Below are 23,116 nucleotides of genomic sequence, written 5' to 3'. Positions count from 1 at the left end.
AGCGCAGGAACACGGGGAGGCTAGGATCAGACCATGATCCTGGCCTCCCTGATTTTTGCGACGATTGCCGCCCTTCTTCACGTCTACATCTTCACCATGGAGTCCATCACCTGGACCAAGCCCGCTACGTGGAAGACATTCAGCATCACGTCCCAGGCCGAAGCGGATACCACCAAGTCCATGGCGTACAACCAGGGCTTCTACAACCTCTTCCTCGCCATCGGTGCATTGGTCGGGATTGTCGCAGTGGCCATGGGTGCACCCCAGGTCGGTTGGACCCTCGTCTTCAGCAGCTGCGGCTCGATGCTTCTTGCGTCTCTGGTCCTCGTGGCGAGCGGTAAGAAGTACCTCCGGGCAGCGACCATCCAAGGCACGACGCCGCTGCTCGCCGTCGTGCTTGGAATCCTGGCCGTAACCCTGGGCTAGTGTTCCGGCGGCCCTGCCTGGGCTGCGGCGTCGTCCATCCACAGCACCTCCCAATGGTGGCCGTCGAGGTCCCTGAAGGCCCGGCTGTACATGAAACCGAGATCCTGCGGGTCATAGGTTTCCGAGCCGCCGGCTTCCAGGGCTTTGCCCGCCAAAGCATCCACGTCTTCCCGGCTGTCGGCCGAAATGGCGACGATGGCCGCCGTCGAATTCCTGGTATCCGCGATGGGCTGCTTGGTGAACTGGCTGAACTTGTCGTGCGTAAGCAGCATTGTGTAGATCGTGTCGCTGAAAACCACGCATGCCGCGGTTTCGTCGGTGAAGTTCGGGTTGATCGTGTAGCCAAGTGCTGTGTAGAAAGCCTTGGATGCCTCGAGGTCGCTGACAGGAAGATTCACGAAAATGGACGTAGTCATGCGTCTGATCCTGCCGTTGTTTCGGCGTCCCGTCCAGACTTGAAATGCGACCATGTGGACAATTAACGGCCGGAGTCATCTCTCCACAACGGCAGGGGTATCACTTGGCGGCTGCGGCCGGATTCATCCAGGACGTGGCCCAGTCTCTTGTAGGTCCGCACCACCGCCTGTCGGGAGATGACGGCACTTCCGGGAGCCCGCTCCGCCAGTTCCCGTTCGTAGGTCTGGACCTCCAGATAGTCGCGGACCCAGAGGGTCACCACCAGGTTCTGGGCCCCCAGGACTTGGGCGCTAAGGCGGCAGTTCGGCAAGGCGGCAAAGTAGCGGCCGACGTCGTCAACAAAATGAGCCGGGACGTTGAGCACCAAAGTCACTTCCCGCAGGCCCTGCTGGGCCGAGGTCGCCGTATCGCACCGCAGGGAAATGTAGCCGGCCGCAAGGAACCGCTCCACCCGTCGTCGCGCCGTCTGCGGTGAAACTCCGCAGGCGGCACCCAGGTCCGCCCAACTGGCGCGCCCATCGTTAGCCAACTCCGCCAAAAGCGCCGCATCCAGGCGGTCAGGTGAGTATCCCGCTTGCTCGGGCAATGGTTCAGCTGAGACCTGCCGTGCCCGGGCAGGCTCCAAGGTGCCACTGCGCCACTCCGAGGCCTGCCTGTACAGATTGGTAACAAAAACCACCTCGCGATGGGTGATTCCAGGCAGCCGGGGAAAGGAACCGGTGACGATGTCGATCAGTTCCCGATGGCTGGAAGCGAAGCAGTCCATGAAAATGTCGTGCGATCCGGTGACCAGGGAGACCGTGGCAAATGCCGGCTCCGCGCACAGTTGCTCGAGCAGTTCCTCGCTCCTGTCCGGCGTGGAAGACAAGTGGATGAAAGCCGACCAGCCCGCGCTGAGATATCGCTGACCGGGGGAAGGAGTGATCCACGCCTGCCCTTGCCCTGCCAACGCGTTCCAGCGCCGCGCGACGGTTGGCCCGGAGAGTCCCAGGGCATCCGCGACCCGGCTCCAATCGGCCCTCGGATTGATCTGCAGGGCATTCACGATTTCGAGATCGATTTCGGCGATCATGGCTGAGTCGTTCATGAATACCTGCTCAGGATTGGTTTTTAACGATTTCCGGACAAGTGTAATCGACGGTCCTAACGTTGTGACTCGCATCACCAAGCTCCGCCCCGCGGGGGCTTGGAAAACCGGCCCAACACCACAAGGAAGCACATGCCAAGCAACACAGCACCGCCGGCGACGTCAGCCATGACTCGCCGCACCATCGCAGGAATGATCCTGGCCATGGCACTGATTGAGTCGCTCAGCGGGGTCACGCAGGGCTATCTCAACCCCATCCTCCCCGCCTTGGGGCCGGTCTTCGAGATCGACGATCCCACCATCAACGGCATCTTCCTCATCTCCAACGTCAGTTTTGCGGTGCTCACCCCGATCATCTCCAGGCTTGGTGACAGCTACGGCTACAGGCTGGTGCTGCGCTGGTCCACTGGGGTGGTGACGCTCGGTGTGCTGCAAATGGCGCTGTGGCCGTCGTTGTGGACAGTGACCCTGGGCGTCGTCATGCTCACGTGCGTGGTGGGGTTCATCCCGTTGATGATGGGAATCCTTCGCGTCACCAGCCCTGCACATACCCGGACCGGCGTCAGCGTCATGATCGGCATGCTCATGATCATGGTGGGAGCCGGCGGACTTTTGGCGGGGATTGTGGGCGTGACCGATCCGACGCTTGGCTTCTGGGTCGCCGTGCCGTTCGCCGTGGTCGCCTTTGTCTGTTCGTTCTTACTGCCCGACGCCGGGGTCCCGACTCGTGAGGGCATCGCCCTTGCGCCGTTGTTGGCTTGCTCTCTCGGCCTGATTGGGTTTGTGGTTGCACTCTCCATGGCGCCCGAGTGGGGCTGGCTGGACGCCCGCACGCTCACTGCCGGTTTACTGGGGCTTGCTCTGTTGGCCTACTGGGCAAGACGCGATTTCAGCGCCACCCAGGCCCGGCGGTTCATGGACCTGCGCATGTTGGCCCTTCCGCGCATCCGCGCAATTTCACTGGCCACTTTCTTTTTCGGCTTTGCGTCCATCAGCTACTTCGGAACCAACGGTATCTTCCTGCACTCCAACCCGGACAAGACGGGGTACGGGTTCGGCCTGAGCCCGCTCATGATCGCAATCGTCCTGGCCTTGGCCTCCGTTTTGTCACTTGTTTCCTCGCTCCTCACGGCGCGGGCCCTCCGGCAGTTCGGCGAGCGCGCCACTTTGGTCTTCGCAGGCGTCCTGCTGGCCGCCGGCTTCCTCGTGATGTTGCTCGCCCACGGTTCACTTGCGGGGTACTGCCTCGGATTCGCCATGTTCAACCTGAGCCTGGGGATGTACCAGGCGGGCACTCGCGCACTGTCTGTTGAAGGTGTTCCCTTGGAGGAAACCTCGACGGCGGCCGGGCTGAACGAGTTGGCGTTGTCCGTGGGTATCGCGGTGGGGGCCGCAGTGGTCAAGCTGATCTCCTCCGCGTCAGCTGAAGCGGGACACATCACCGAAACCGGGTTGTTCTCCATTTGGGGAGCATTGGCAGTTGCGGCCCTGGTGGCTGCGGTGGCCAGCGCCAGCTACCCCAAGCGCCAGGCTGCCGGGGTGACGGCACGATGACCGGACTCAACAGCGTTAGCCGCGGCACCGCCGTCGTACCCGCTTCCCCGGAGGAAATCCGGGGCCGGCTGGAAAATGCGGTCCAGCGCTGGAAGCCCGACGTTCTCGACCTCAGCCATGCCATCCATGCCGACCCCGAGCTCGGCGGCCAGGAGGTCCGGGCAGTCAAACGGGTTCGGCGGGTGTTGCAAAGGGCAGGCTTCAGTTTCGACGAAACACAGCCTGCGCAACCCACCGCGTTCAGCGCCCGCTTCGGGTCCGGTGAGTTGGTGGTGGCCCTGTGCGTGGAATATGACGCCCTGCCCGCCATCGGCCACGCCTGTGGGCACAACGTGAACGCGGCCAGTGCCGTGGGAGCGGCGTTGGCGCTCGCGGCCGTAGCCGACCAGCTGGACATCACCGTGAAGGTGCTGGGAACACCCGCCGAAGAGACCACCGGCGGCAAAGTGGACCTCATCGACGAAGGGTTCTTCAAGGACGTGTCCCTGGCCATGATGGCGCACGCCGCGGCAAGTGATGTTGTGGGCGGTTCGTCGCTGGCCATGGGCATGTGGGATGTACTTTTCGAGGGGCGTCCCGCGCATGCCGCCGCGGCTCCGTCGGAGGGTGTCAATGCCCTTGATGCCCTTGTGATCGCGCAGACGGCCATCGCCCTGGCCCGCCAGCAACTCCCTGCGGGATCCATTGTTTCGCTGGTGGTCACCGAAGGCGGGAGCGCGGTGAACGTTATCCCGGAGCGAGCCCGTGCGAACATCGAAATGCGCGCTCCCAGTCTCGAAAACCTGAAGATCATCCAAAGCAAAGTTCGGCGTTGCCTGGAAGGTGGAGCCCACGCCAGCGGATGCACGCTCCAAGTGACGCCGTCCGGCAACGCCTATGCCGAACTGCGCCAGGACGCATTCCTCTCGGAGGCCTACCGGGATGCGATGACGGCCAGGGGCAGGGACGTTGCTTTCAGCGCCGAGCCCGTGGCTTCGACCGACATGGGCAACGTCTCCCAAGTTGTACCGAGCATCCACCCCATGGTCGGCTACGACGTCCGTGGCGCCGCGCATCACACCGCAGAGTTCGCTGCCTTCGGGGCATCGGCGGGAGCCGATAAAGCGGTTCTGGACGGATCCTTCGGATTGGCGGCGGCAGCATGCGCCGCTGCTCTGGACCCGGCGCAAAGGGAGCGTCTCCTCCGGACGTAGCCCTCGCCACGCCCACCCTGCTGGCTCCGCCGCTCCGCGAGGCGGACAATGGAGTCAGCACACTGGGAGTCAGCACGCAGGTGCCGGCCCGGTAGGGAGAGCCATGGAGCGGGAGGCGTTTCCTGCGGTCAGCCCAACGGCTGCGCAGAGGGATCCGGTGATCGACCTTGTCCGCTTCACGTGCCTGCTGCTGGTGGTCGCAGCCCACTGCATGATGGTGAGCCCCGTTTTGCACAAGGATGGGACAGTCGAGACCCGCAACGTCCTCATGGAGCAAGCCTGGTTCACGCCTGTGCTCTGGGTCCTGATGATCGTTCCGCTCTTCTTTGTCCTTGGCGGTGTTACCGGCCTCCAGTCGTGGCGGCGGTTGAGAATGGCCGGCGGGACAGGATTCGACTTCGCCCAGCTGCGCCTCCTGCGATTGGTGCGTCCCGCCATGGCCCTGCTCGCCGTCATGTGGGGAGGGTTGTGGATCGCGCTGCTGCTGGGTGTCCATCCGCAAGTCATCCAGCTGATGACTGCCGGAGCTGCGATGCCGTTGTGGTTCCTCGCCGCGTACCTCACGGCCCAGCTGAGTATCCCCCTCTTGGCAAGATTCCATGAACGTGCACCGCTGCTGACTTTCGGGGTTCTGGTGGCCTTCATCATCGCCGTCGATTCCCTCCGCGGCGCCATTCCCGTGCTGGCGTTTACCAACATGATTTTCGTATGGTGCGCCGTGCAGCAGCTGGGATTCTTCAAGGCCGATGGCTTCTTCGAACACCGGAGCCGCACCTGGCTGGTGGGCGCCATCATCTGCAGCAATCTCCTCCTGGGACTTGTCACCGGAGTCGCTGTGTATCCGGGGAACATGGTGGTGAACATCAACCCGCCCAACTTTTGCCTGCTTCTGCTGGGCATTTCCCAGACAGCCGCCCTGCAACTGCTGGGTCCAGGGCTGCGGTGGCTCGCTGACTTCCGGTGGATCCGTGCCGGGATCGCTGTGGCGGGACGCCGCTCCATGACCGTTTATCTATGGCATCTCCCCCTCCTGGTTGGCATGGCCGGTTTGTTGTTGCTCACCGACGTGCCCAGGCCGGTCGCCGAGACCGCAGAGTGGTGGTGGGCCCGCATTCCCGTCTTCATCGCCGTGGTTGCACTGCTCGTCCCGGTGACGATGCTTTTCGGCCGGCTTGAGGATCGTCCCATGGCAGCAAGCCATGCTCGAGGCCCGGGGCGGGCCGCCGTGGTGACGGCCGCCGTCGTGGTCTTTATCCCAGTGGCGGACGCCGCCTTCAACGGACTGACGCTCGCGTTGCTGGGTGGGGGAGCGGCGTGCTTCGCGCTGTCCGTCCTGCTTTTGGGCAGGGTTCCGACGCCGGTCCCCCCGGCGGCGGAGGCAGAACCTGCGGAAGCGCCGCAGGCGACCCCGGCCACGTTGCCAGCACACGATTTACGTGCCAATCTCGAACCATGACCGAGAATACGGATTCACTGGCCGAGTCGTTCCGCCCCGGCGTTACTACATTGCGCAACGACAAGTTCCACCGCTACGAGTTACACGTAGACGGGGAGTTGGCGGTGATTTCACAGTTCCTGGACAGGCCCGGTCACATCGACTTCATCCACACGGAGACGAAACCCCAATTCAAGGGCCAAGGACTGGCGAACGTTCTGGCACACTTCGCCCTGGATGACGTCGTGGCGTCGGGGAAGCGCATCATTCCGCATTGCCCGTTCATTGCCGGTTACCTGAAAAGGCACGAGGGATATGAACAGGACGTCGACTGGCCGAAAGAAAAGCCTACGGTTGACGCGGAGCCTGACAACAACTGACCGCGCCGGGTCAGTCGGTCCGCCCTCTCGGCGAATGCGGCCTTCGTCGCGGCGAGACTGACGTGACCGTTGCTGAAGCCCAGTAGCCCAGGCCTGGTCGCGATGACCGTGGAAGCCAATCCAGCCGCGCATCCGAGAGCGCCACGATGGCGTCGTGTTCGTCAACAACTTCCTGGCCGCGGCACCACGCCCTGACCTGCATGGCACTTACCAGGCTGCCGCCGTGGACATGGTCCGACTCCGTGACGCGGTAGGAGAAACTCCGCATGACGCCTTCGCCCGGGGCCAGGGAGCCGACTGACAGATGGCGACGGTCCGGGCTGGAGGTATAAACCAGGGGCTCCATGGCCTCGTTGGTGAAGGACCGCGGAATAAGACGAATGTTACGAAGATGGCACGTGGAGTCGTTCATGATCCATGCCGTGAAGATCACCGTCTCACCGGGGACGGCCGTGCACTTGTCCGCGCCGTGGATCAATGTGATGCATTTCGCTTGCGCAACCAGCGGCCGGTTGCCGTGATGCCGGAAGTGCGAAAACGGTGTTTTCGCACTTCGCGAGTGGATTGCGGTGCCCGCGGAGACGCTCCGGACCGCCCTCGACAATGACGACCGCCCTTTGAAACGCGCTACTCGTCGCACTTCGCCGGAGTTGTGAAACTTCATGCCTGATTAGTGGCGGCAGGAACAGTTTTATGTCGCTTATTCGACGAAACTTTTCGCCCCTTATAGTCCTAAGCAACCTGTTATTCAAGTCAATTCGCAATCTGATGACACACTACTGTTTATGGATCAAGTATTAATGTCCGGGGCCGGTGGGGCGTCCCCAACTTTGGCTGCCGGAAATGACAGCGATCCCCAAATCCTGAACCTCGTCCGCCAGGGTGTCACGGACGCCTTTGACACTCTCTACAAGCGGCACGTCCAGATCGCCCACTACGTCGCGCGCACACAGTCCGACAACCCCAGCGACGCCGATGATGTCGTCGCAGAGGCCTTTGCCACCATCTTCCAGTCCTTGAAGGACGGCAAAGGCCCCAAGGAGTTTTTCCGTTCGTACCTCCTGACGGTGGTGCGGCGTACAGCGCATGAACGCAACCGAAAAGCCAGACAAACTCAAACTGCAGCGGATGACGCCATCCTGGACGCGGCTGTCCATGATGACGATCCCGTGGTTGGCGATCTTGAGTCGAGCATCATGGCCAATGCCTTCAAATCGCTGCCGGAGCGTTGGCAGGCCGTTCTCTTCCACCTTGATATCGAGGGATTGAAGCCGGCTGCTGTTGCGCCACTGGTGGGTCTCACGCCGAACGGCGTCTCATCCTTGGCCATCCGGGCCAGGGAAGGTTTGCGTCAGGCCTACCTGCAACACCACATCAGCCGCAGCGTTGACCAGGCCTGCGACGAATTTGCCAGCCAGCTCGGCAAGTATGTGCGCAACGCCCTCAAACGCACGTCCAAGGAAAAAGTGGGTGCCCACCTGGAAGACTGTGCCAAGTGCACCGCGTTGTTGATGGAACTCAATGACGTCCAGGGCGGCATGCGTGCCATCCTTTTCCCCTTGGTTGCGGGCGTTGCCTTTACCCCGGCAGCTGCCGCAGCGGTCGGGTGGCCAGGCGCCGGTGTCGCAGCGGGCGGCGGCAAGGCCGCCGTCGTTGGCCTTCACGGAGTCAGCCAATCCTGGAAAATCCCGGCGGCCATGGTGGTGGGTGCCGCAGCTCTGGCGGGGGTCATCACCTGGTTCCTGCAACCCGAACCCGGTCCCGCTTCTGTGGTTGTTGCAGAATCTCCTGCCAGTATTCCGACGGCCGAGGAAACGGCGCCGGCCCCGGTTCCGAGCAGCAGTGCGTCGCCGGAACCCAGTGCCATTGTGGAGCCGCCCCTCCTCCCTGTCGTTGCCCCAACGGCTGTGCCATCTTTGGCTCCCAGTCAACCTCCCGCCGTCGTGATTCCGCCGGAAGAGCCGTCGGGAAGGCGCGCTGTTGTCGTAGACCCGGGCGTCATCTATTCGACGACGGCGCCGCAGGCCACCGCTTCGGCGGCACCCTTGACGCAAACGGTTGAGGCGACGTTCTCGGCCAGCCAGGGACCAAGCCCCCTTGAACGCGACCTTGGCGTCCAGTTTTCCCTGGCCGGGGATGGTTCGCCGACATCCGGAGAAGTGGTCTTTGCCCTGCCGGCGGACGCTACTTTCCTAGCAGGGAAGACGGTGGTGCCGGAGGGCTGGGAGTGCAGCGCATCCGAGGCCCGCCGGATCCGGTGCACCACAGCCACGCTGGACCCGCAGCAGTTGACCTTTGTCGTCGCTGTGACCCTGCCGGACGGTGCGGAGAGCGGAACCCTGGACTACCAGTTCAGCGGGCAAGGAATCGTGCCGAAGACGTTCACCAATACCTTTCATTAAGGCGCCCGAAAGGGCTGTTCTTGGCGGCTTGAAAAAATTCTTGCTGATTTCGCGTCACGATTCGTGAGTTTCGCCCACTAAGAAGTTGGGTGCTCTATGCCCTGGTGCCGTCAGGAAAATTTGGCGCTTTTCTGCGTCACGAATGGTTGTGGAAGCACACAAGGCAACTGGGAGTAGCCTTCCGCATTTCACAGCCATCACGCGAGGATTCCAAGCTCGACCGGATCCCAGGCGTGGTCCAGACAGGCAAGAGAGCCAATGAAACATTCATATCCACGAAAGCTGTTGGCGGGTGCGCTCGCTACAGCCATAATTTCCCTGGGAGTGGGTGGTGCCATGGCGCCGCCAGCCCTGGCAACCACGCCGGGAACCCCAGGCGTCACCCAGCCAGGGACGCCGGTCTACACGGAGGATTTCTCCAACCAGAACGCGACAAGTAATGCCATCAGCCTCCTGAACTACACCGGAGGCGCCGCCGCCGCCAATGAGACGTACACGGCCGATACCCCGTATACGCCCGCCGGCGGGCAGTGCGACGGATGGATCCTCAACTCTTCAACACCAACGCCGCCAACCGACCTGGGTTGCTACAGGAACCAACCGGCAGGCTGGAACCAGATCCGGTCCATGGCTCAGGCGCTTGGCCTGGCTCAGGGCCAAACTGCTGCCCAAGCCGCCAGCAACCAGGCTCTCTCCGAGTACACCAACGCAAGCTCCGGCGTGATCGATCCCGGCGTGATGTTCCGGACGACAAAGAATTCCATCCCAGCCGTATCCGGCCACTACTACGCTGTCTCGGCGTACTTTGCGGAGGTTAACTGCCACGCGGCGCACGCCAGCGAGACTTTCAGCCTCCTGGTCAACGGCACACCGATCGTGCTGGGGACGGGTCTTGACCCCTGCGGCGGCAGCACCTCGCCGGAAGTCCAGGTCACCAAGCTGCAGTCCGGCGCGTTCAAGATTCCCGAGGGCACCTCGCCGTCGTTGGGCTTGGAGCTTCGCAACGAAGCAACCACCGGGTCGGGCAACGATGTGACCTTCGACCTTCCCCAGATCGTGGATGTAACGCCGCAGCTGGACAAAGCTTTCACGCCTGCCCTCATCGGGCCGGGTGGAACCTCCACGGTTACCCTGACCGTAACCAACACTGACGACGTCAAGGCCAAGAGCGACTGGTCCATTACGGATACCCTTCCGGACGGGCTGGTTGTCGCAGCTACCCCCAATATTGGCGGGACCTGTGTTCAGGCTGCGGGCACTGCGCCGTTCGTCAAGACGGCGGTCGCCGGCGGCAATTCCATCTCCGTCACCGGCGGCGACCTCGCGGTCGGCATGGAGTCCTGCACCATCACGGTTGACGTCACTTCGGATACCGAGGGAACGTACATCAATGGTCCGGGAAACATCGTCACCAACCTGAACCCGCCGGCAGACGCGACGCTCATTGTCCGCGCTCCCCGGATTACCTTGAGCAAGGCCCTGGACGCTCCGCGATTGTCTGATGCTGATCAGTTCACCATGGAGATCCGTTCGGGCTCTGCCACCGGCCAGGTTGTCAGCAACCCCGCCAACTCCACCACCAGTGGTTCCGGCTCCACCGTTTCGACCGGAACCGGCACCACGGGGAAGTACGTCGCTGACACTGGTGCCAGCTACTACCTGACCGAGTCGGGTGGCTCCAACTTGTCCGATTACGCGAAGACCATCACCTGTACAGATGCCAACGGACTGCAGGCCAATCTGCCAAGCGGCGTTGCATTTGAGGGATCCCTGGCGCTGGTACCTGTGGCCGGCGCCGACATTGACTGCGTGCTGACCAACACCGCGCAGTCGGCTCCTTCGATGACGTTCACCAAGAGCGCGGACGCGTCCGGGATTCAGTCGCCGGCTGTAGTGGGCGACAAGATCACCTACACGTTCACGGCTACCAACACCGGAAATGTGGCGTTGACGGATGTTGTCATCACCGATCCGCTGGCTGGCCTCTCCACCCTGACGTACAGCTGGCCCGGCACCCCGGGTACTCTGCTTCCGGGCGAGACTGTCACCGCCATGGCAACCTACTCCATCACGCAGGCGGACATCGACGCAGGACACGTAGCCAACTCGGCCACCACCTCGGGTAATCCTCCGACCGGTCCGCCCGTCATCCCGCCGCCCGGCACCACCGACACTCCGCTGACTCCTGGCCCCGCCATGGAATTCAGCAAGTCGGCCGATGCATCCGACATCCAGAACCCGTCCGTCGTCGGCGACATCATCACCTACACCTTCACGGCGAAGAACACCGGCAACGTGAAGTTGAGCAACGTTTCCATCAATGACCCGCTGGCTGGCCTGTCGGCTCTGGTTTACTCCTGGCCGGGCACTCCAGGCGAGTTGCTCCCGGGCCAGACCGTCACGGCTACGGCGACTTATGCAATCACCCAGGCGGACATCGACGCCGGTCACGTTGCGAACACGGCAACCACCACAGGAACCCCTCCCACCGGTCCTGCCGTGACCCCGCCCCCTGCGGGCACCGATACACCGCTGACCCCGGCTCCGGCGATGGAGTTCACCAAGACGGCGGACGCTTCGGCTATCCGGAACCCCTCCGTCGTGGGTGACGTCATCACCTACACCTTCACTGCCAAGAACACCGGCAACGTGACGTTGAAGAACGTGTCCATCACGGATCCGTTGGCTGGTCTGTCGGCTTTGGCTTACACCTGGCCGGGCACTCCGGGCGAGTTACTGCCGGGTCAGACGGTGACGGCTACGGCAACGTATGCCATCACCCAGGCCGACATCGAGGCCGGCCACGTGGCCAACACGGCAACCACCACGGGCACCCCGCCCGTTGGTCCTCCGGTGACGCCTCCTCCGGGAACGACGGACACCCCGTTGACCCCGGCTCCGGCCATGGAGCTCACCAAAACGGCGGATGACTCAGCTGTTCAGAACCCCACCAAGGTGGGCGACGTGATCACTTACACCTTCACGGCGAAGAACACCGGCAACGTGAAGTTGACCAACGTGTCCATCACGGATCCGCTGGCTGGTTTGTCGGCTTTGGCTTACACCTGGCCGGGCACCGCGGGTGAACTGCTTCCGGGTCAGACCGTGACGGCTACGGCAAGCTACGCAGTGACCCAGGCGGACATCGAGGCCGGTCACGTTGCGAACACGGCAACCACCACCGGTACCCCTCCCATAGGTCCTGCCGTGACCCCGCCCCCTGCGGGCACCGATACACCGCTGACCCCTGGCCCGGCCATGGAGTTCACCAAGACGGCGGACGCATCCGAGGTCCAGTCGCCTTCGGTAGTTGGCGACAAGATCACCTACACGTTCACGGCGAAGAACACCGGCAATGTGAAGTTGAGCAACGTCTCAATCACGGATCCGCTGGCTGGTCTTTCGGCTTTGGCCTACACCTGGCCGGGCACCCCGGGTGAACTGCTTCCCGGTCAGACGGTGACGGCTACGGCAACGTACGCCATCACCCAGGCGGATATCGACGCCGGTCACGTGGCTAACAGCGCCACGACGACGGGCACTCCTCCGTCCGGTCCTCCGGTAACGCCTCCTCCGGGAACGACGGACACTCCGTTGACCCCGGGTCCGGCCATGGAGTTCACCAAGTCGGCTGACTCCTCAGCTGTTCAGAACCCCACCAAGGTGGGCGACGTGATCACTTACACCTTCTCCGCGAAGAACACGGGCAACGTCACGCTGAAGAACGTCTCCATCTCGGATCCGCTGCCTGGTTTGTCGGCCCTGGCATACAACTGGCCGGGAACTCCCGGCGAGTTGCTCCCGGGCCAGACCGTCACGGCTACGGCAACGTACGCCATCACGCAGGCGGATATCGACGCCGGCCATGTCGCCAACAGCGCCACCACCACTGGTACTCCTCCGTCCGGTCCTCCGGTCACGCCTCCTCCGGGAACGACGGACACCCCGTTGACCCCGGCTCCGGCGATGGAGTTCACCAAGTCTGCTGACTCCTCGGCGATCCAGGATCCGTCCGTAGTAGGTGACATCATCACCTACACGTTCACGGCCAAGAACACGGGCAACGTGAAGTTGAGCAACGTTTCCATCACTGACCCGCTGGCTGGTCTGTCAGCTTTGGCTTACACCTGGCCGGGTACTGCCGGTGAGTTGCTTCCGGGCCAGACCGTCACGGCTACGGCAACGTATGCAATCACCCAGGCTGATATCGACGCCGGTCATGTCGCCAACAGCGCCACGACGACGGGCACCCCGCCTGTTGGTCCTCCGGTCACGCCTCCTCCGGGAACGACGGACACCCCGTTGACCCCGGCTCCGGCCATGCAGTTCACCAAGACGGCGGACGCCTCCGGTATCCAGAACCCGTCCGTAGTAGGTGACCGCATCATCTACACCTTCACGGCGAAGAACACCGGCAACGTGAAGTTGAGCAACGTTTCCATCACTGACCCGCTGGCTGGTCTGTCGGCTCTGGCTTACACCTGGCCGGGAACTCCCGGCGAGTTGCTCCCGGGCCAGACCGTCACGGCTACGGCAACGTACGCCATCACGCAGGCGGATATCGACGCCGGCCATGTCGCCAACAGCGCCACCACCACTGGTACTCCGCCGTCCGGTCCTCCGGTCACGCCTCCTCCGGGAACGACGGACACCCCGTTGACCCCGGCTCCGGCGATGGAGTTCACCAAGTCTGCTGACTCCTCGGCGATCCAGGATCCGTCGGTTGTGGGTGACATCATCACCTACACGTTCACGGCCAAGAACACCGGCAACGTCACGTTGAAGAACGTTTCCATCACTGACCCGTTGGCTGGGTTGTCTGCCCTGAGCTACGTTTGGCCGGGCACTCCGGGCGAGCTGCTTCCGGGTCAGACGGTGACGGCTACGGCAACGTATGCCATTACCCAGGCTGACATCAATGCAGGTCATGTGGTGAACTCGGCCACGACGACGGGCACCCCGCCTGTTGGTCCTCCGGTSACGCCTCCTCCGGGAACGACGGACACTCCGTTGACCCCGGCTCCGGCCATGCAGTTCACCAAGTCAGCTGATACGTCGGCCGTCAAGGATCCTTCCATGGTCGGTGACGTGATCACGTATACCTTCACGGCGAAGAACACCGGCAACGTGAACCTGAGCAACGTTTCCATCACGGACCCCTTGGCTGGGTTGTCCGCCCTGAACTACGTTTGGCCGGGTACTCCTGGCGAGCTGCTTCCGGGCCAGACCGTCACGGCTACGGCATCGTATGCCATCACCCAGTCGGATATCGACGCCGGCCATGTCGCCAACAGCGCCACCACCACTGGTACTCCGCCATCCGGTCCTCCGGTAACGCCTCCTCCGGGAACGACGGACACCCCGTTGACCCCCGAGCCGGGCATGGAGTTCACCAAGACGGCGGATGCCTCGGCAATTCAGAACCCCACCAAGGTGGGCGACGTGATCACGTATTCCTTCTCCGCGAAGAACACGGGCAACGTCACGCTGAAGAACGTGACCATCACGGATCAGTTGGCTGGTCTCTCGGCTTTGGTCTACTCCTGGCCGGGCCCCGCAGGCGAGCTGCTTCCGGGCCAGACCGTGACGGCTACGGCAACGTACGCGGTGACGCAGGCGGATATCGAGGCGGGCCACGTTGCGAACTCGGCCACCACTACTGGTACTCCTCCCACCGGTCCTCCGGTGACGCCTCCTCCGGGAACGACGGATACCCCGTTGACCCCGGCTCCGGCGATGGAGTTCACCAAGTCGGCGGATGCCTCGGCTGTTCAGAACCCCGCCGAAGTGGGCGACGTGATCACTTACACGTTCACGGCGAAGAACAGTGGCAACGTCACGCTGAAGAACGTGGCAATCACGGATCCGTTGGCTGGCTTGTCGGCGTTGACGTACACCTGGCCCGGTGCTGCAGGAATCCTGCTGCCCGGTGAGACGGTGACGGCTACGGCGACTTATGCAATCACCCAGGCGGATATCGACGCCGGCCATGTTGCCAACAGCGCCACGACGACGGGCACTCCGCCGTCCGGTCCTCCGGTGACGCCTCCTCCGGGAACGACGGATACCCCGTTGACCCCGGCTCCGGCGATGGAGTTCACCAAGACGGCGGACGCCTCGGGGGTCCAGAACCCCACTAAGGTGGGTGACATCGTCAAGTACGCATTCACGGCGAAGAACACGGGCAACGTCACGTTGAAGAACGTGACCATCACGGATCAGCTGGCTGGGTTGTCGGCTCTGAGCTACAACTGGCCGGGTACTCCGGGTGAGCTGCTTCCGGGTCAGACGGTGACGGCTACGGCAACGTACGCCATCACGCAGTCCGACATTGATGCAGGCCACGTCGCGAACAGCGCTACCACCACCGGCACTCCTCCGTCCGGTCCTCCGGTGACGCCTCCTCCGGGAACGACGGATACCCCGTTGACCCCGGCTCCGGCAATGGAGTTCACCAAGTCTGCCGATGATTCCGCAGTTCATGACCCGTCGAAGGCCGGTGACCTGATCACTTACACCTTCACGGCGAAGAACACCGGCAACGTCACGCTGAAGAATGTGGTCATTGATGATCCCCTGGCTGGCCTCTCGGCTTTGACGTACAGCTGGCCCGGTGCTGCAGGAACCCTGCTGCCCGGTGAGACAGTGACGGCTACGGCAACGTACGCCATCACCCAGGCGGACATCGACGCCGGCCACGTCGCCAACTCGGCCACGACCACGGGCACTCCTCCTGTTGGTCCGCCGGTAACGCCGCCTCCGGGTGAAACGGACACTCCGTTGACCCCGGCTCCGGGCATGGAGTTCACCAAGACGGCTGACGCCTCCGCTGTTCACTCGCCTTCCAAGATCGGTGACCTGATCACTTACACCTTCACGGCGAAGAACACAGGGAACGTCACGTTGACCAACGTCTCCATCGACGACCCCCTGGCTGGACTCTCTGCGCTGAGCTACACGTGGCCCGGTGCAGCAGGAACCCTTCTTCCGGGTCAAACGGTGACGGCTACGGCAACGTATGCCATCACCCAGGCGGACATCAATGCCGGTCACGTCGCCAACTCGGCCACCACCACGGGAACTCCTCCCACCGGTCCCTCGGTGACGCCTCCTCCGGGTACCACGGACACTCCGTTGACCCCGGCGGCAGGTTTGGAGTTCACCAAGACGGCTGACGCTTCTGCGGTAGGTGACCCCACCCATGTGGGTGATCTGATCACTTACACGTTCACGGTGAAGAACACCGGAAACGTTCCGCTGAAGGGCGTTGTGGTCAACGACTCCATGCCTGGTCTGTCTGCCTTGAACTACGCCTGGCCCGGTGATGCGGGAGTCCTGCTCCCCGGCCAGACGGTGACGGCTACGGCGACGTACGCCATCACGCAGGCGGATATCAACGCAGGCAAGGTGGCCAACACGGCAACTGCCACCGGCATTCCGCCCGCGGGACCGCCGGTGAGCACGCCACCTGCAACGGCTGAAGTGACCTTCCCGCCGACCGTCCCGCCGGCCGCGCCGTCGGCGTCGGATCAGTCCGGAGGGTCGCTGGCCAGCACTGGTGTTGTTCTCACCGTGCTGCCCATCAGCCTTCTGGTGGTTGGCGCGGGTCTCTTCCCCACACGTCCGTTCATTTACACATCACGAAAGATCCAGGTAGCCATCACATGAAGAAATCAGTCGCGGGCCTCGTGGGCGTGCTGGTTGCAGTCTCGGCACTGTCCGCTTGCTCTTCGCCGCAAAGCAGCGAAGCGGGCAATCCGCCGTCGTCGACCACAACGCAAGCTGCCACCACAGGCGAGGCAAAGCCGGCGAACCCGGGCACTGGCATCATCGAGGCAACCTCCATGACCTCCTGTGACACGGCGCCCGGGAAGGTGACGGCCAAAGGGACGGTGACTCCTCCGGCCCGTGCCAAAGGAGCAGTCAAGATCACCGTCAGCTGGGTGGATTCAAAGACTTCTGCCGTGCTTGCCCGTGGAGAGCAGACCTTCAAGGATGCCGCAGCGGACAAAGCTCTCGACTGGACCATCAACGCAGAAGTCTCCAAGCCAGGGGTGGACGTCAAGTGCGTCCTCGGGGCTACGGTGCTCTAGCGCGCGGCTCCAGCAGCCGGTCTCAAGCAGCCGGGACCGCTGTTCCTTTGGAGAAGCGGCCAACCAGGTATCCACTACCCGGTTGGCCGCTTTTTTTGCCACTGGATGGCATGCCAAAAGAGAAGCCCTGCCGTGAGCAGAACGCCGCCCAGGAGCGCGTAAGGAGCGTTCGACAACATCATGTACGTGAACTGGGCCGTTGAGGCAGATTGATACGGCGCCGGAGCGGGCCCGACCAAGGCCGCGGCAGCGGTGGCAATGGCCCAGATCCCCACCCACAGCAAGCCTGCGTCAAGAACCCAGAGGGCGATGATGAAGGGGTTCACTGACAGGCGCCTGGGCGGCGGGCCTGCTGTCTCCGGAACATGCGGGCTGACTGCCTGTACGGCATTGCCATGCTCGTCGATTTCGCGGAAACCGATCCGCTCGTGAACGTGGTCTTTCATGGGTCCCCCAACCGCGGAATGTCCTTGTTCCTGCACTCTACTCCCCGTAGATCCGAGGTTGGGGTACCGGCTCTTGAAGGACCTAAATACCCGCCGTCTCCGCCGAGAGCGGCCGTATTCTCCACGCAAAACCCCGTCCGTAAAAGTCAATGACGGAGTGATCTTGCAGTTGTGGACCCAGAAACCGCCTTCCGAGCGAAATAGGTCACAAAAGTTTGACGGAAAGGCTTACCTAAGTAAGGCTTACCTTGCTAACAAGCGCCCCAACGCAAACGGAAGGAAGCTGACGTGACGTCACCCAGTGTCGAAGAGCGGATCGCTCAGGAACCGGATTTTGGTTCCAAGGTGGAGCTGGCCCTCGCTGCCACAAACCAGCTGTTCAACGCCCGCAATTCGCCCAGCTACGTGGCGCAGGTGCTTCAGGGAGTCAACGCCGTCTCCACCAAGGTCCAGCGGACCGCCCGGCCCTTCACTGGTGTGGGGCATGCAGATCTCAAAGCGAAGGTCGGCGCGGTTGACCTTGAGCGTCCGTTGCCTGACACCGCTGCCGCCCTTGAGGAACTCGATGAGCTTTACCTCAAGGACGCTGTCTACTTCCACGACTCCCGCTACGCAGCGCACTTGAACTGCCCCGTGGTCATCCCCGCCTTGGTGGGTGAAGCAGTGCTCTCGGCCGTGAACTCTTCCATGGACACCTGGGACCAGAGCGCCGGCGCCACCATGATCGAACGCCGCCTTATCGATTGGACCGCGGAGCGCATCGGCTTCGGCGCGGAGTCCGATGGCGTCTTCACCTCAGGTGGCAGCCAGTCCAATTTCCAGGCCTTGCTGATCGCCCGCAACCACGCCGTCTCCAAGCTGCGGGCCGCGAACGGGGACGCCCGCCTGCCGCACCTCCTGGACCGGCTCCGGATCTTCACCTCCGCGGACAGCCACTTCAGCATCCAGAAGTCGGCTTCCATGCTGGGCCTCGGTTTTGACGCCGTCATCGCGATTCCTACTGCCGAAGACCACCGCATGGACCCCGCCGCGCTTGCGGCCGCTTTGGCGGAAGCTCACGACGCCGGTCTGGTACCCATGGCCGTCGTGGCCACCGCCGGGACCACGGACTTCGGCTCGGTTGACCCGCTCTCCGAGCTCGCCGCATTGGTCCGCGCCTACGATTCCTGGCTGCATGTCGATGCGGCCTACGGCGGAGGCCTGATCGTTTCCGGGCGTTACCGGCACCTTTTGGACGGTATCCACCTGGCCGATTCCGTCACTGTGGACTTCCATAAGACCTTCTTCCAGCCGGTCAGCTCCAGTGCAGTCCTGGTCCGTAACGGTTCCATGCTTGGCCACGTCACCTACTACGCGGACTACCTCAACCCTGAGAGCGCCGCGAAGGCCGAGATCCCCAACCAGGTGGACAAGAGCATCCAGACCACACGCCGTTTCGATGCCCTGAAGCTATGGCTCACGCTGCGCATCATGGGCGCGGACGCCATTGGTGCGCTCTTCGACGAGGCCATTGACCTGACGGGCCGCGTGGGCATGCTGCTGGCTGACGACCCTGAATTCGAGCTCGCGGCAGCACCGCAGCTGAGCACCCTAGTGTTCCGGTACCGCCCCGAGGTTGAGGGTTCACGACTGGCCGAAGACGCGGCAGACATCCTCAACCCAGCCATCCGTGCAGCCATCTTCGCCTCGGGTGAGGCTGTCGTTGCCGGAACCAAGGTCGCCGGACGCCACTACCTGAAATTCACCCTCCTCAACGCAGAAGCCAGCCTGGGGGACATCCACGAAATCATCGAACTGATCCGCAGGACCGGCGCCAGCCTCCTCGCAAACACCACGGAGGAAGCAGCATGAGCACCCCTGACAACGGCAGGATCTACGACGTCGCAGGCATCGGCGTCGGGCCCTTCAACCTGGGGCTGGCCGCGCTGAGCGAGCCGCTGGAAGACTTGGACTGCGTGTTCCTGGACCGCCGTGAGTCCTTCGACTGGCACCCTGGCATGATGCTTGAGCCGGCGCACTTGCAGGTTCCTTTCATGGCGGACCTTGTCACCCTTGCCGACCCGACGTCGCCTTTCTCTTTCCTGAACTTCCTGAAGCAGACGGGCCGTTTGTACCGCTTCTACATCCGGGAGAATTTCTACCCGTTGCGCGCCGAGTACAACCAGTACTGCCAGTGGGTCGCGGGCCAGCTTGAGTCCGTTCGTTTTAGCACGGATGTGCTGGATATCAGCTACGACGACGGCGTGTACCGCCTTTCGGTGCAGGGACCGGATGGCGCTGAGGTGCTTCGCGCCCGTCGACTGGTCCTTGGCACCGGAACGTCCCCGTACATTCCGGACTCCTGTGCAGGAATAGTGCACGCCGGGGGACTCGTCCTCCACAACGCCGACTACCTGTCGAGGAAGAGTGAGCTGCAGTCCAAGCGCAGCATCACCATCGTGGGCAGCGGCCAGAGCGCTGCGGAGCTCTACTACGAACTCCTTCAGGAAATCGACGTCTACGGCTACCAGCTGAACTGGGTCACCCGCTCCGGGCGCTTCTTCCCGCTGGAGTACACCAAGCTCACGCTCGAGATGACGTCTCCGGAGTACGTCGACTACTTCCACTCGCTGCCGGGCGAGCAGCGCGATTCACTGATCAAGAGCCAGAAGAACCTGTACAAGGGCATCAACTCGGACCTGATCGACGACATCTACGACCTCCTCTACACCAAGAGCCTCTCCGGCATGGTGGACTCGCAGCTGCACACCCATTCGACACTGACCGCAGCGGCGTGGGACGCGGCGACGGGCACCCACACCCTCCAGCTGCACCACGAGGAACACGGCCGCGACTACAGCCTCGAGTCCGAAGCCGTGGTCCTGGCGACCGGCTACAGCTACAAGGAACCTGCCTTCCTGGGCGGCATCCACGACCGCATCCGCCGCGACTCCAAGGGCCGCTTCGACGTCGAGCGCAACTATGGAACCGGCGTCGAACCCGGCGAGATCTTCGTCCAGAACGCGGAGCTCCACACTCACGGTTTCGTGACTCCGGACCTTGGCATGGCCGCCTACCGCAACTCCTGCATCCTGCGCGAAATTACCGGACGCGAGGTCTACCCGATCGAGCGCAGCATCGCCTTCCAGCAGTTTGGAGCGCCCGCTCCCGTGCCGGCCGGCGTCCCGGAGAACGCCGGGGTGACGGCATGAGCTTCACCTTCCGCGCTGTGGACCCCGTAGCCGACGCACCTGTCCTTCACAGCTGGGTGAGCCAGGAGTATGCCCGCTTCTGGGGAATGGTTTCGGCCACTGAGCAGGACGTTGTGGAGGAATACTCAAAGATCGCCGCCTCCGGTCACCACCAAGCGTTCCTGGGACTCGACGACGGCGTCCCCGCCTTCCTGATGGAGCGGTACCATCCGGAGTCCTCGCCGCTGGCGGACGTCTACGAGGTCCAGCCTGGTGACGTGGGCATGCACCTGCTGGTGTCGCCGCCGGTCGGTGAGCCGCAACCGGGCTACACCACGGCCGTTATGCAGTCCGTGATGACGGAACTGTTCGCGGACCCCGCAACCCGGCGGATCGTCGTCGAGCCTGACGCCCGCAACCACAAGATCCATGTCCTCAACGAAAAGGTGGGCTTCCGCCCGCGCGGCGTGGTGACCCTGCCCGCCGTCGACCCTGCCGAAGACCACAAAAAGGCACTGTTGAGCTTCTGCGCCCGCGAGGATTTCCTCGCCACCCTGACCCCGATTCTGGCCGCGCCTGCCGCGGCGACCAGAGGAGAATCCCTGTGACCACCACTGCCGACAAAGCGACGACCACCGCCGTTGATTCCGTGTCGCACTTGACCCCTGAACGCTGGGCGGCAGCAAACCGCCATCTGGTTCGCAAGGCAATCGCGGAGTTCTCGCACGAACGCATCCTGGTGCCGGAGCTTATTCGCGATGAAGGCGCCGGCATTGGGCTTTACCGCGTGAGGAGCGACGATGACACCACCGAATACCGATTCCGTGCACGGCTGCTGCAGCTTGAGCACTGGTCTGTTTTCGCCGATTCCATAGTGCGCCTGCGCGACGGCGGGGAATTGCCCATTGACGCCTTGGACTTCATCGCCGAGTTTCACGAGGCACTGGCCATCCGGATGGAAATGCTGCCGGTGTACCTCGAGGAGATCAGCAGCACGCTGGCCAGCCACGCGTATAAGCAGGGCAAGCCGTTCAGCTCGGCCGAGCTGGCAGCGGGCATCACGGGCGGGACCGACCCGGCCGCTGACTTCCAGGCCATTGAGCACAGCATGACCGAAGGCCACCCCTGTTTCGTGGCCAACAACGGCCGGCTTGGTTTCGGGATCGCGGACTACCACGCGTTCGCGCCGGAAACCGGGGCAACCGTGAAGCTTCAATGGATCGCAGTGCACCGCAGCAAGGCAGTTTTCACCTCGAGCGCGGGGCTGGACTACCGGACACACTTCGAAGCTGAACTCGGGCCGGCCACCTTGGCGTGGTTCAACGCAGAGCTATCCGCGTCCGGCCTGGATCCCGAGGACTATCTCCTCATGCCGGTCCATCCGTGGCAGTGGGACAACAAGCTCACCGTGACGTTCGCGGCAGAAATCGCCCAGCGACACATCGTGAACCTGGGTACGGGGGAGGACAACTACCAGGCGCAACAGTCCATCCGTACCTTCTTCAACACCACCTCACCGGAGAAGGCGTACGTGAAGACGGCCATGTCCGTGCTGAACATGGGCTTCATGCGTGGCCTGTCTCCGCAGTACATGAAGGCAACGCCAGCCATCAACGACTGGCTTCAGGAATTGATCGGCAATGACCAGGAGCTCCAGAGCCGGGGCCTGGCCATGATCCGTGAAACCGCTGCCATCGGCTACCACAACCACTACTACGAGGCGGCTTCCGCCAAGGGTTCGCCCTACCGCAAGATGCTCTCAGCCCTGTGGAGGGAGAGTCCGCTGCCGTTGCTTAAGGACGGGCAACAGCTGGCCACCATGGCTTCACTGCTGCATGTGGATTCGTCCGGAGAGTCCGTGGTTTCGGCCCTGATTTCCCGGTCCGGCCTGGCGCCCACCGAATGGCTTGGCCGCTACTTCGAGGCCTACCTGGTGCCGCTGGTCCACTGCCTCTACGAGTACGAGCTCGCCTTCATGCCACACGGGGAGAACGTGATCCTGATCCTCGAAAACGGCGTGCCGGTCCGGGCGATCATGAAGGACATCGCCGAGGAAATCGTTGTCATGGGGGACCGGCTGGAGCTGCCGGAAGAAGTCTCGCGCATCAAGGCCGAGATCCCTGCCGAGGAAATGGTCCTGGCCATCTTCACGGACGTCTTTGACTGCATCTTCCGCTTCCTGTCCGCGGTTCTCGTGGAGGACGGGACACTGGCCGAGGACGAATTCTGGGAGACCGCGGCTTCCGTGCTTCGCGAATACCAGCAGCGCCACCCGGAGCTTGCAGACCAGTTCGCCATGCACGACCTGTTCGCGGCGGACTTCGAGCTGTCCTGCCTCAACCGTCTCCAGCTCCGGAACAACCAGCAGATGCTCGACATCTCGGACCCCTCCGGAGGGCTGCAAATGGCCGGCCGCTTGACCAACCCCTTGGCGGGAAGACACGGGGATGCTGTTTCGCTGTCAGCAAAATCTGGAATCACTGGTCCATCACAGTCATAGGCATCCCGAGGCC

General features: G+C 63.0%; 16 protein-coding genes. 12 read left to right on the top strand and 4 right to left on the bottom strand.

What is annotated here, in order from left to right; all coding sequences use genetic code 11:
- Window positions 1-33 precede the first annotated feature (33 nt).
- Window positions 34-426, top strand: coding sequence for a DUF1304 domain-containing protein (locus tag AB4Y81_RS15590; RefSeq protein WP_039239292.1), 393 nt, complete (start codon window positions 34-36; stop codon window positions 424-426).
- Here the strand turns inward: AB4Y81_RS15590 and AB4Y81_RS15585 are convergent.
- Together AB4Y81_RS15585 and AB4Y81_RS15580 are read right to left on the bottom strand one after the other, a co-directional pair.
- Window positions 423-842 (bottom strand): VOC family protein, encoded by a 420-nt coding sequence (locus tag AB4Y81_RS15585; protein ID WP_018778986.1) that lies wholly within the window; start codon window positions 840-842, stop codon window positions 423-425. The two genes, AB4Y81_RS15590 and AB4Y81_RS15585, sit on opposite strands and share 4 nt — an antisense overlap.
- Window positions 843-904: 62 nt before the next feature.
- Window positions 905-1,930, bottom strand: coding sequence for an Lrp/AsnC family transcriptional regulator (locus tag AB4Y81_RS15580; RefSeq protein WP_441996219.1), 1,026 nt, complete (start codon window positions 1,928-1,930; stop codon window positions 905-907).
- A gap of 132 nt (window positions 1,931-2,062) precedes the next feature.
- Here AB4Y81_RS15580 and AB4Y81_RS15575 point away from each other — a divergent pair, with 132 nt between their 5' ends.
- The 4 genes from AB4Y81_RS15575 to AB4Y81_RS15560 all read left to right on the top strand — a co-directional run bounded on the left by AB4Y81_RS15575 (window position 2,063) and on the right by AB4Y81_RS15560 (window position 6,492).
- Window positions 2,063-3,484: an MFS transporter gene (locus AB4Y81_RS15575; protein WP_441996218.1), complete on the top strand. Its 1,422-nt coding sequence runs from the start codon at window positions 2,063-2,065 to the stop codon at window positions 3,482-3,484.
- On the top strand, window positions 3,481-4,677 hold the full coding sequence (locus AB4Y81_RS15570; RefSeq protein WP_441996217.1) for an amidohydrolase: 1,197 nt from the start codon (window positions 3,481-3,483) through the stop codon (window positions 4,675-4,677). The genes AB4Y81_RS15575 and AB4Y81_RS15570 overlap by 4 nt, the downstream gene beginning before the upstream one ends.
- Before the next feature lie 103 nt (window positions 4,678-4,780).
- On the top strand, window positions 4,781-6,133 hold the full coding sequence (locus AB4Y81_RS15565) for an acyltransferase family protein (protein ID WP_441996216.1): 1,353 nt from the start codon (window positions 4,781-4,783) through the stop codon (window positions 6,131-6,133).
- Window positions 6,130-6,492 carry a GNAT family N-acetyltransferase gene (locus AB4Y81_RS15560; RefSeq protein WP_018778983.1) on the top strand — a complete coding sequence of 121 codons (363 nt, stop codon included), beginning with the start codon at window positions 6,130-6,132 and terminating at the stop codon, window positions 6,490-6,492. Before AB4Y81_RS15565 ends, AB4Y81_RS15560 begins: the two co-directional genes overlap by 4 nt.
- A gap of 10 nt (window positions 6,493-6,502) precedes the next feature.
- On the opposite strand, the gene AB4Y81_RS15555 is transcribed toward AB4Y81_RS15560, so the two are convergent.
- The gene (locus AB4Y81_RS15555; protein ID WP_144401217.1) at window positions 6,503-7,156 is read right to left on the bottom strand and encodes a hypothetical protein; all 654 of its coding nucleotides are present in this window, start codon (window positions 7,154-7,156) and stop codon (window positions 6,503-6,505) included.
- Between the two features lie 121 nt (window positions 7,157-7,277).
- Here AB4Y81_RS15555 and AB4Y81_RS15550 point away from each other — a divergent pair, with 121 nt between their 5' ends.
- From AB4Y81_RS15550 to AB4Y81_RS15540, 3 genes are all read left to right on the top strand, one after another.
- Window positions 7,278-8,894: a sigma-70 family RNA polymerase sigma factor gene (locus AB4Y81_RS15550; RefSeq protein ID WP_441996215.1), complete on the top strand. Its 1,617-nt coding sequence runs from the start codon at window positions 7,278-7,280 to the stop codon at window positions 8,892-8,894.
- Between the two features lie 258 nt (window positions 8,895-9,152).
- A complete protein-coding gene (locus AB4Y81_RS15545) occupies window positions 9,153-16,562 on the top strand; it encodes a DUF7507 domain-containing protein (protein ID WP_441996214.1) in 7,410 nt (2,469 codons plus the stop codon).
- Entirely contained in the window at window positions 16,559-16,987 is a 429-nt protein-coding gene (locus tag AB4Y81_RS15540) for a hypothetical protein (RefSeq protein WP_055977230.1), read from the top strand. The genes AB4Y81_RS15545 and AB4Y81_RS15540 overlap by 4 nt, the downstream gene beginning before the upstream one ends.
- A gap of 74 nt (window positions 16,988-17,061) precedes the next feature.
- On the opposite strand, the gene AB4Y81_RS15535 is transcribed toward AB4Y81_RS15540, so the two are convergent.
- On the bottom strand, window positions 17,062-17,433 hold the full coding sequence (locus tag AB4Y81_RS15535; protein WP_018778978.1) for a hypothetical protein: 372 nt from the start codon (window positions 17,431-17,433) through the stop codon (window positions 17,062-17,064).
- 288 nt (window positions 17,434-17,721) lie between these two features.
- Between AB4Y81_RS15535 and AB4Y81_RS15530 the strand changes: the two genes are divergently transcribed.
- From AB4Y81_RS15530 to AB4Y81_RS15515, 4 genes are read left to right on the top strand one after another with little or no spacing between them, the layout of a single operon-like run.
- Window positions 17,722-19,284 carry a pyridoxal phosphate-dependent decarboxylase family protein gene (locus AB4Y81_RS15530; protein WP_110505938.1) on the top strand — a complete coding sequence of 521 codons (1,563 nt, stop codon included), beginning with the start codon at window positions 17,722-17,724 and terminating at the stop codon, window positions 19,282-19,284.
- Entirely contained in the window at window positions 19,281-20,624 is a 1,344-nt protein-coding gene (locus AB4Y81_RS15525) for a lysine N(6)-hydroxylase/L-ornithine N(5)-oxygenase family protein (protein WP_275777428.1), read from the top strand. Before AB4Y81_RS15530 ends, AB4Y81_RS15525 begins: the two co-directional genes overlap by 4 nt.
- Window positions 20,621-21,211 (top strand): GNAT family N-acetyltransferase, encoded by a 591-nt coding sequence (locus AB4Y81_RS15520; protein WP_441996213.1) that lies wholly within the window; start codon window positions 20,621-20,623, stop codon window positions 21,209-21,211. Before AB4Y81_RS15525 ends, AB4Y81_RS15520 begins: the two co-directional genes overlap by 4 nt.
- Complete coding sequence (locus AB4Y81_RS15515) at window positions 21,208-23,103, top strand: IucA/IucC family protein (protein ID WP_441996212.1); 1,896 nt, start codon at window positions 21,208-21,210, stop codon at window positions 23,101-23,103. The genes AB4Y81_RS15520 and AB4Y81_RS15515 overlap by 4 nt, the downstream gene beginning before the upstream one ends.
- Window positions 23,104-23,116: the final 13 nt, after the last annotated feature.

The organism is Paenarthrobacter sp. TAF1 (genome assembly GCF_052113825.1).
Classification (GTDB): Bacteria; Actinomycetota; Actinomycetes; order Actinomycetales; family Micrococcaceae; genus Arthrobacter; species Arthrobacter nicotinovorans.
Note: the sequence above shows the minus strand (reverse complement) of the source record. Positions and strands in the feature narration are given on the sequence as shown.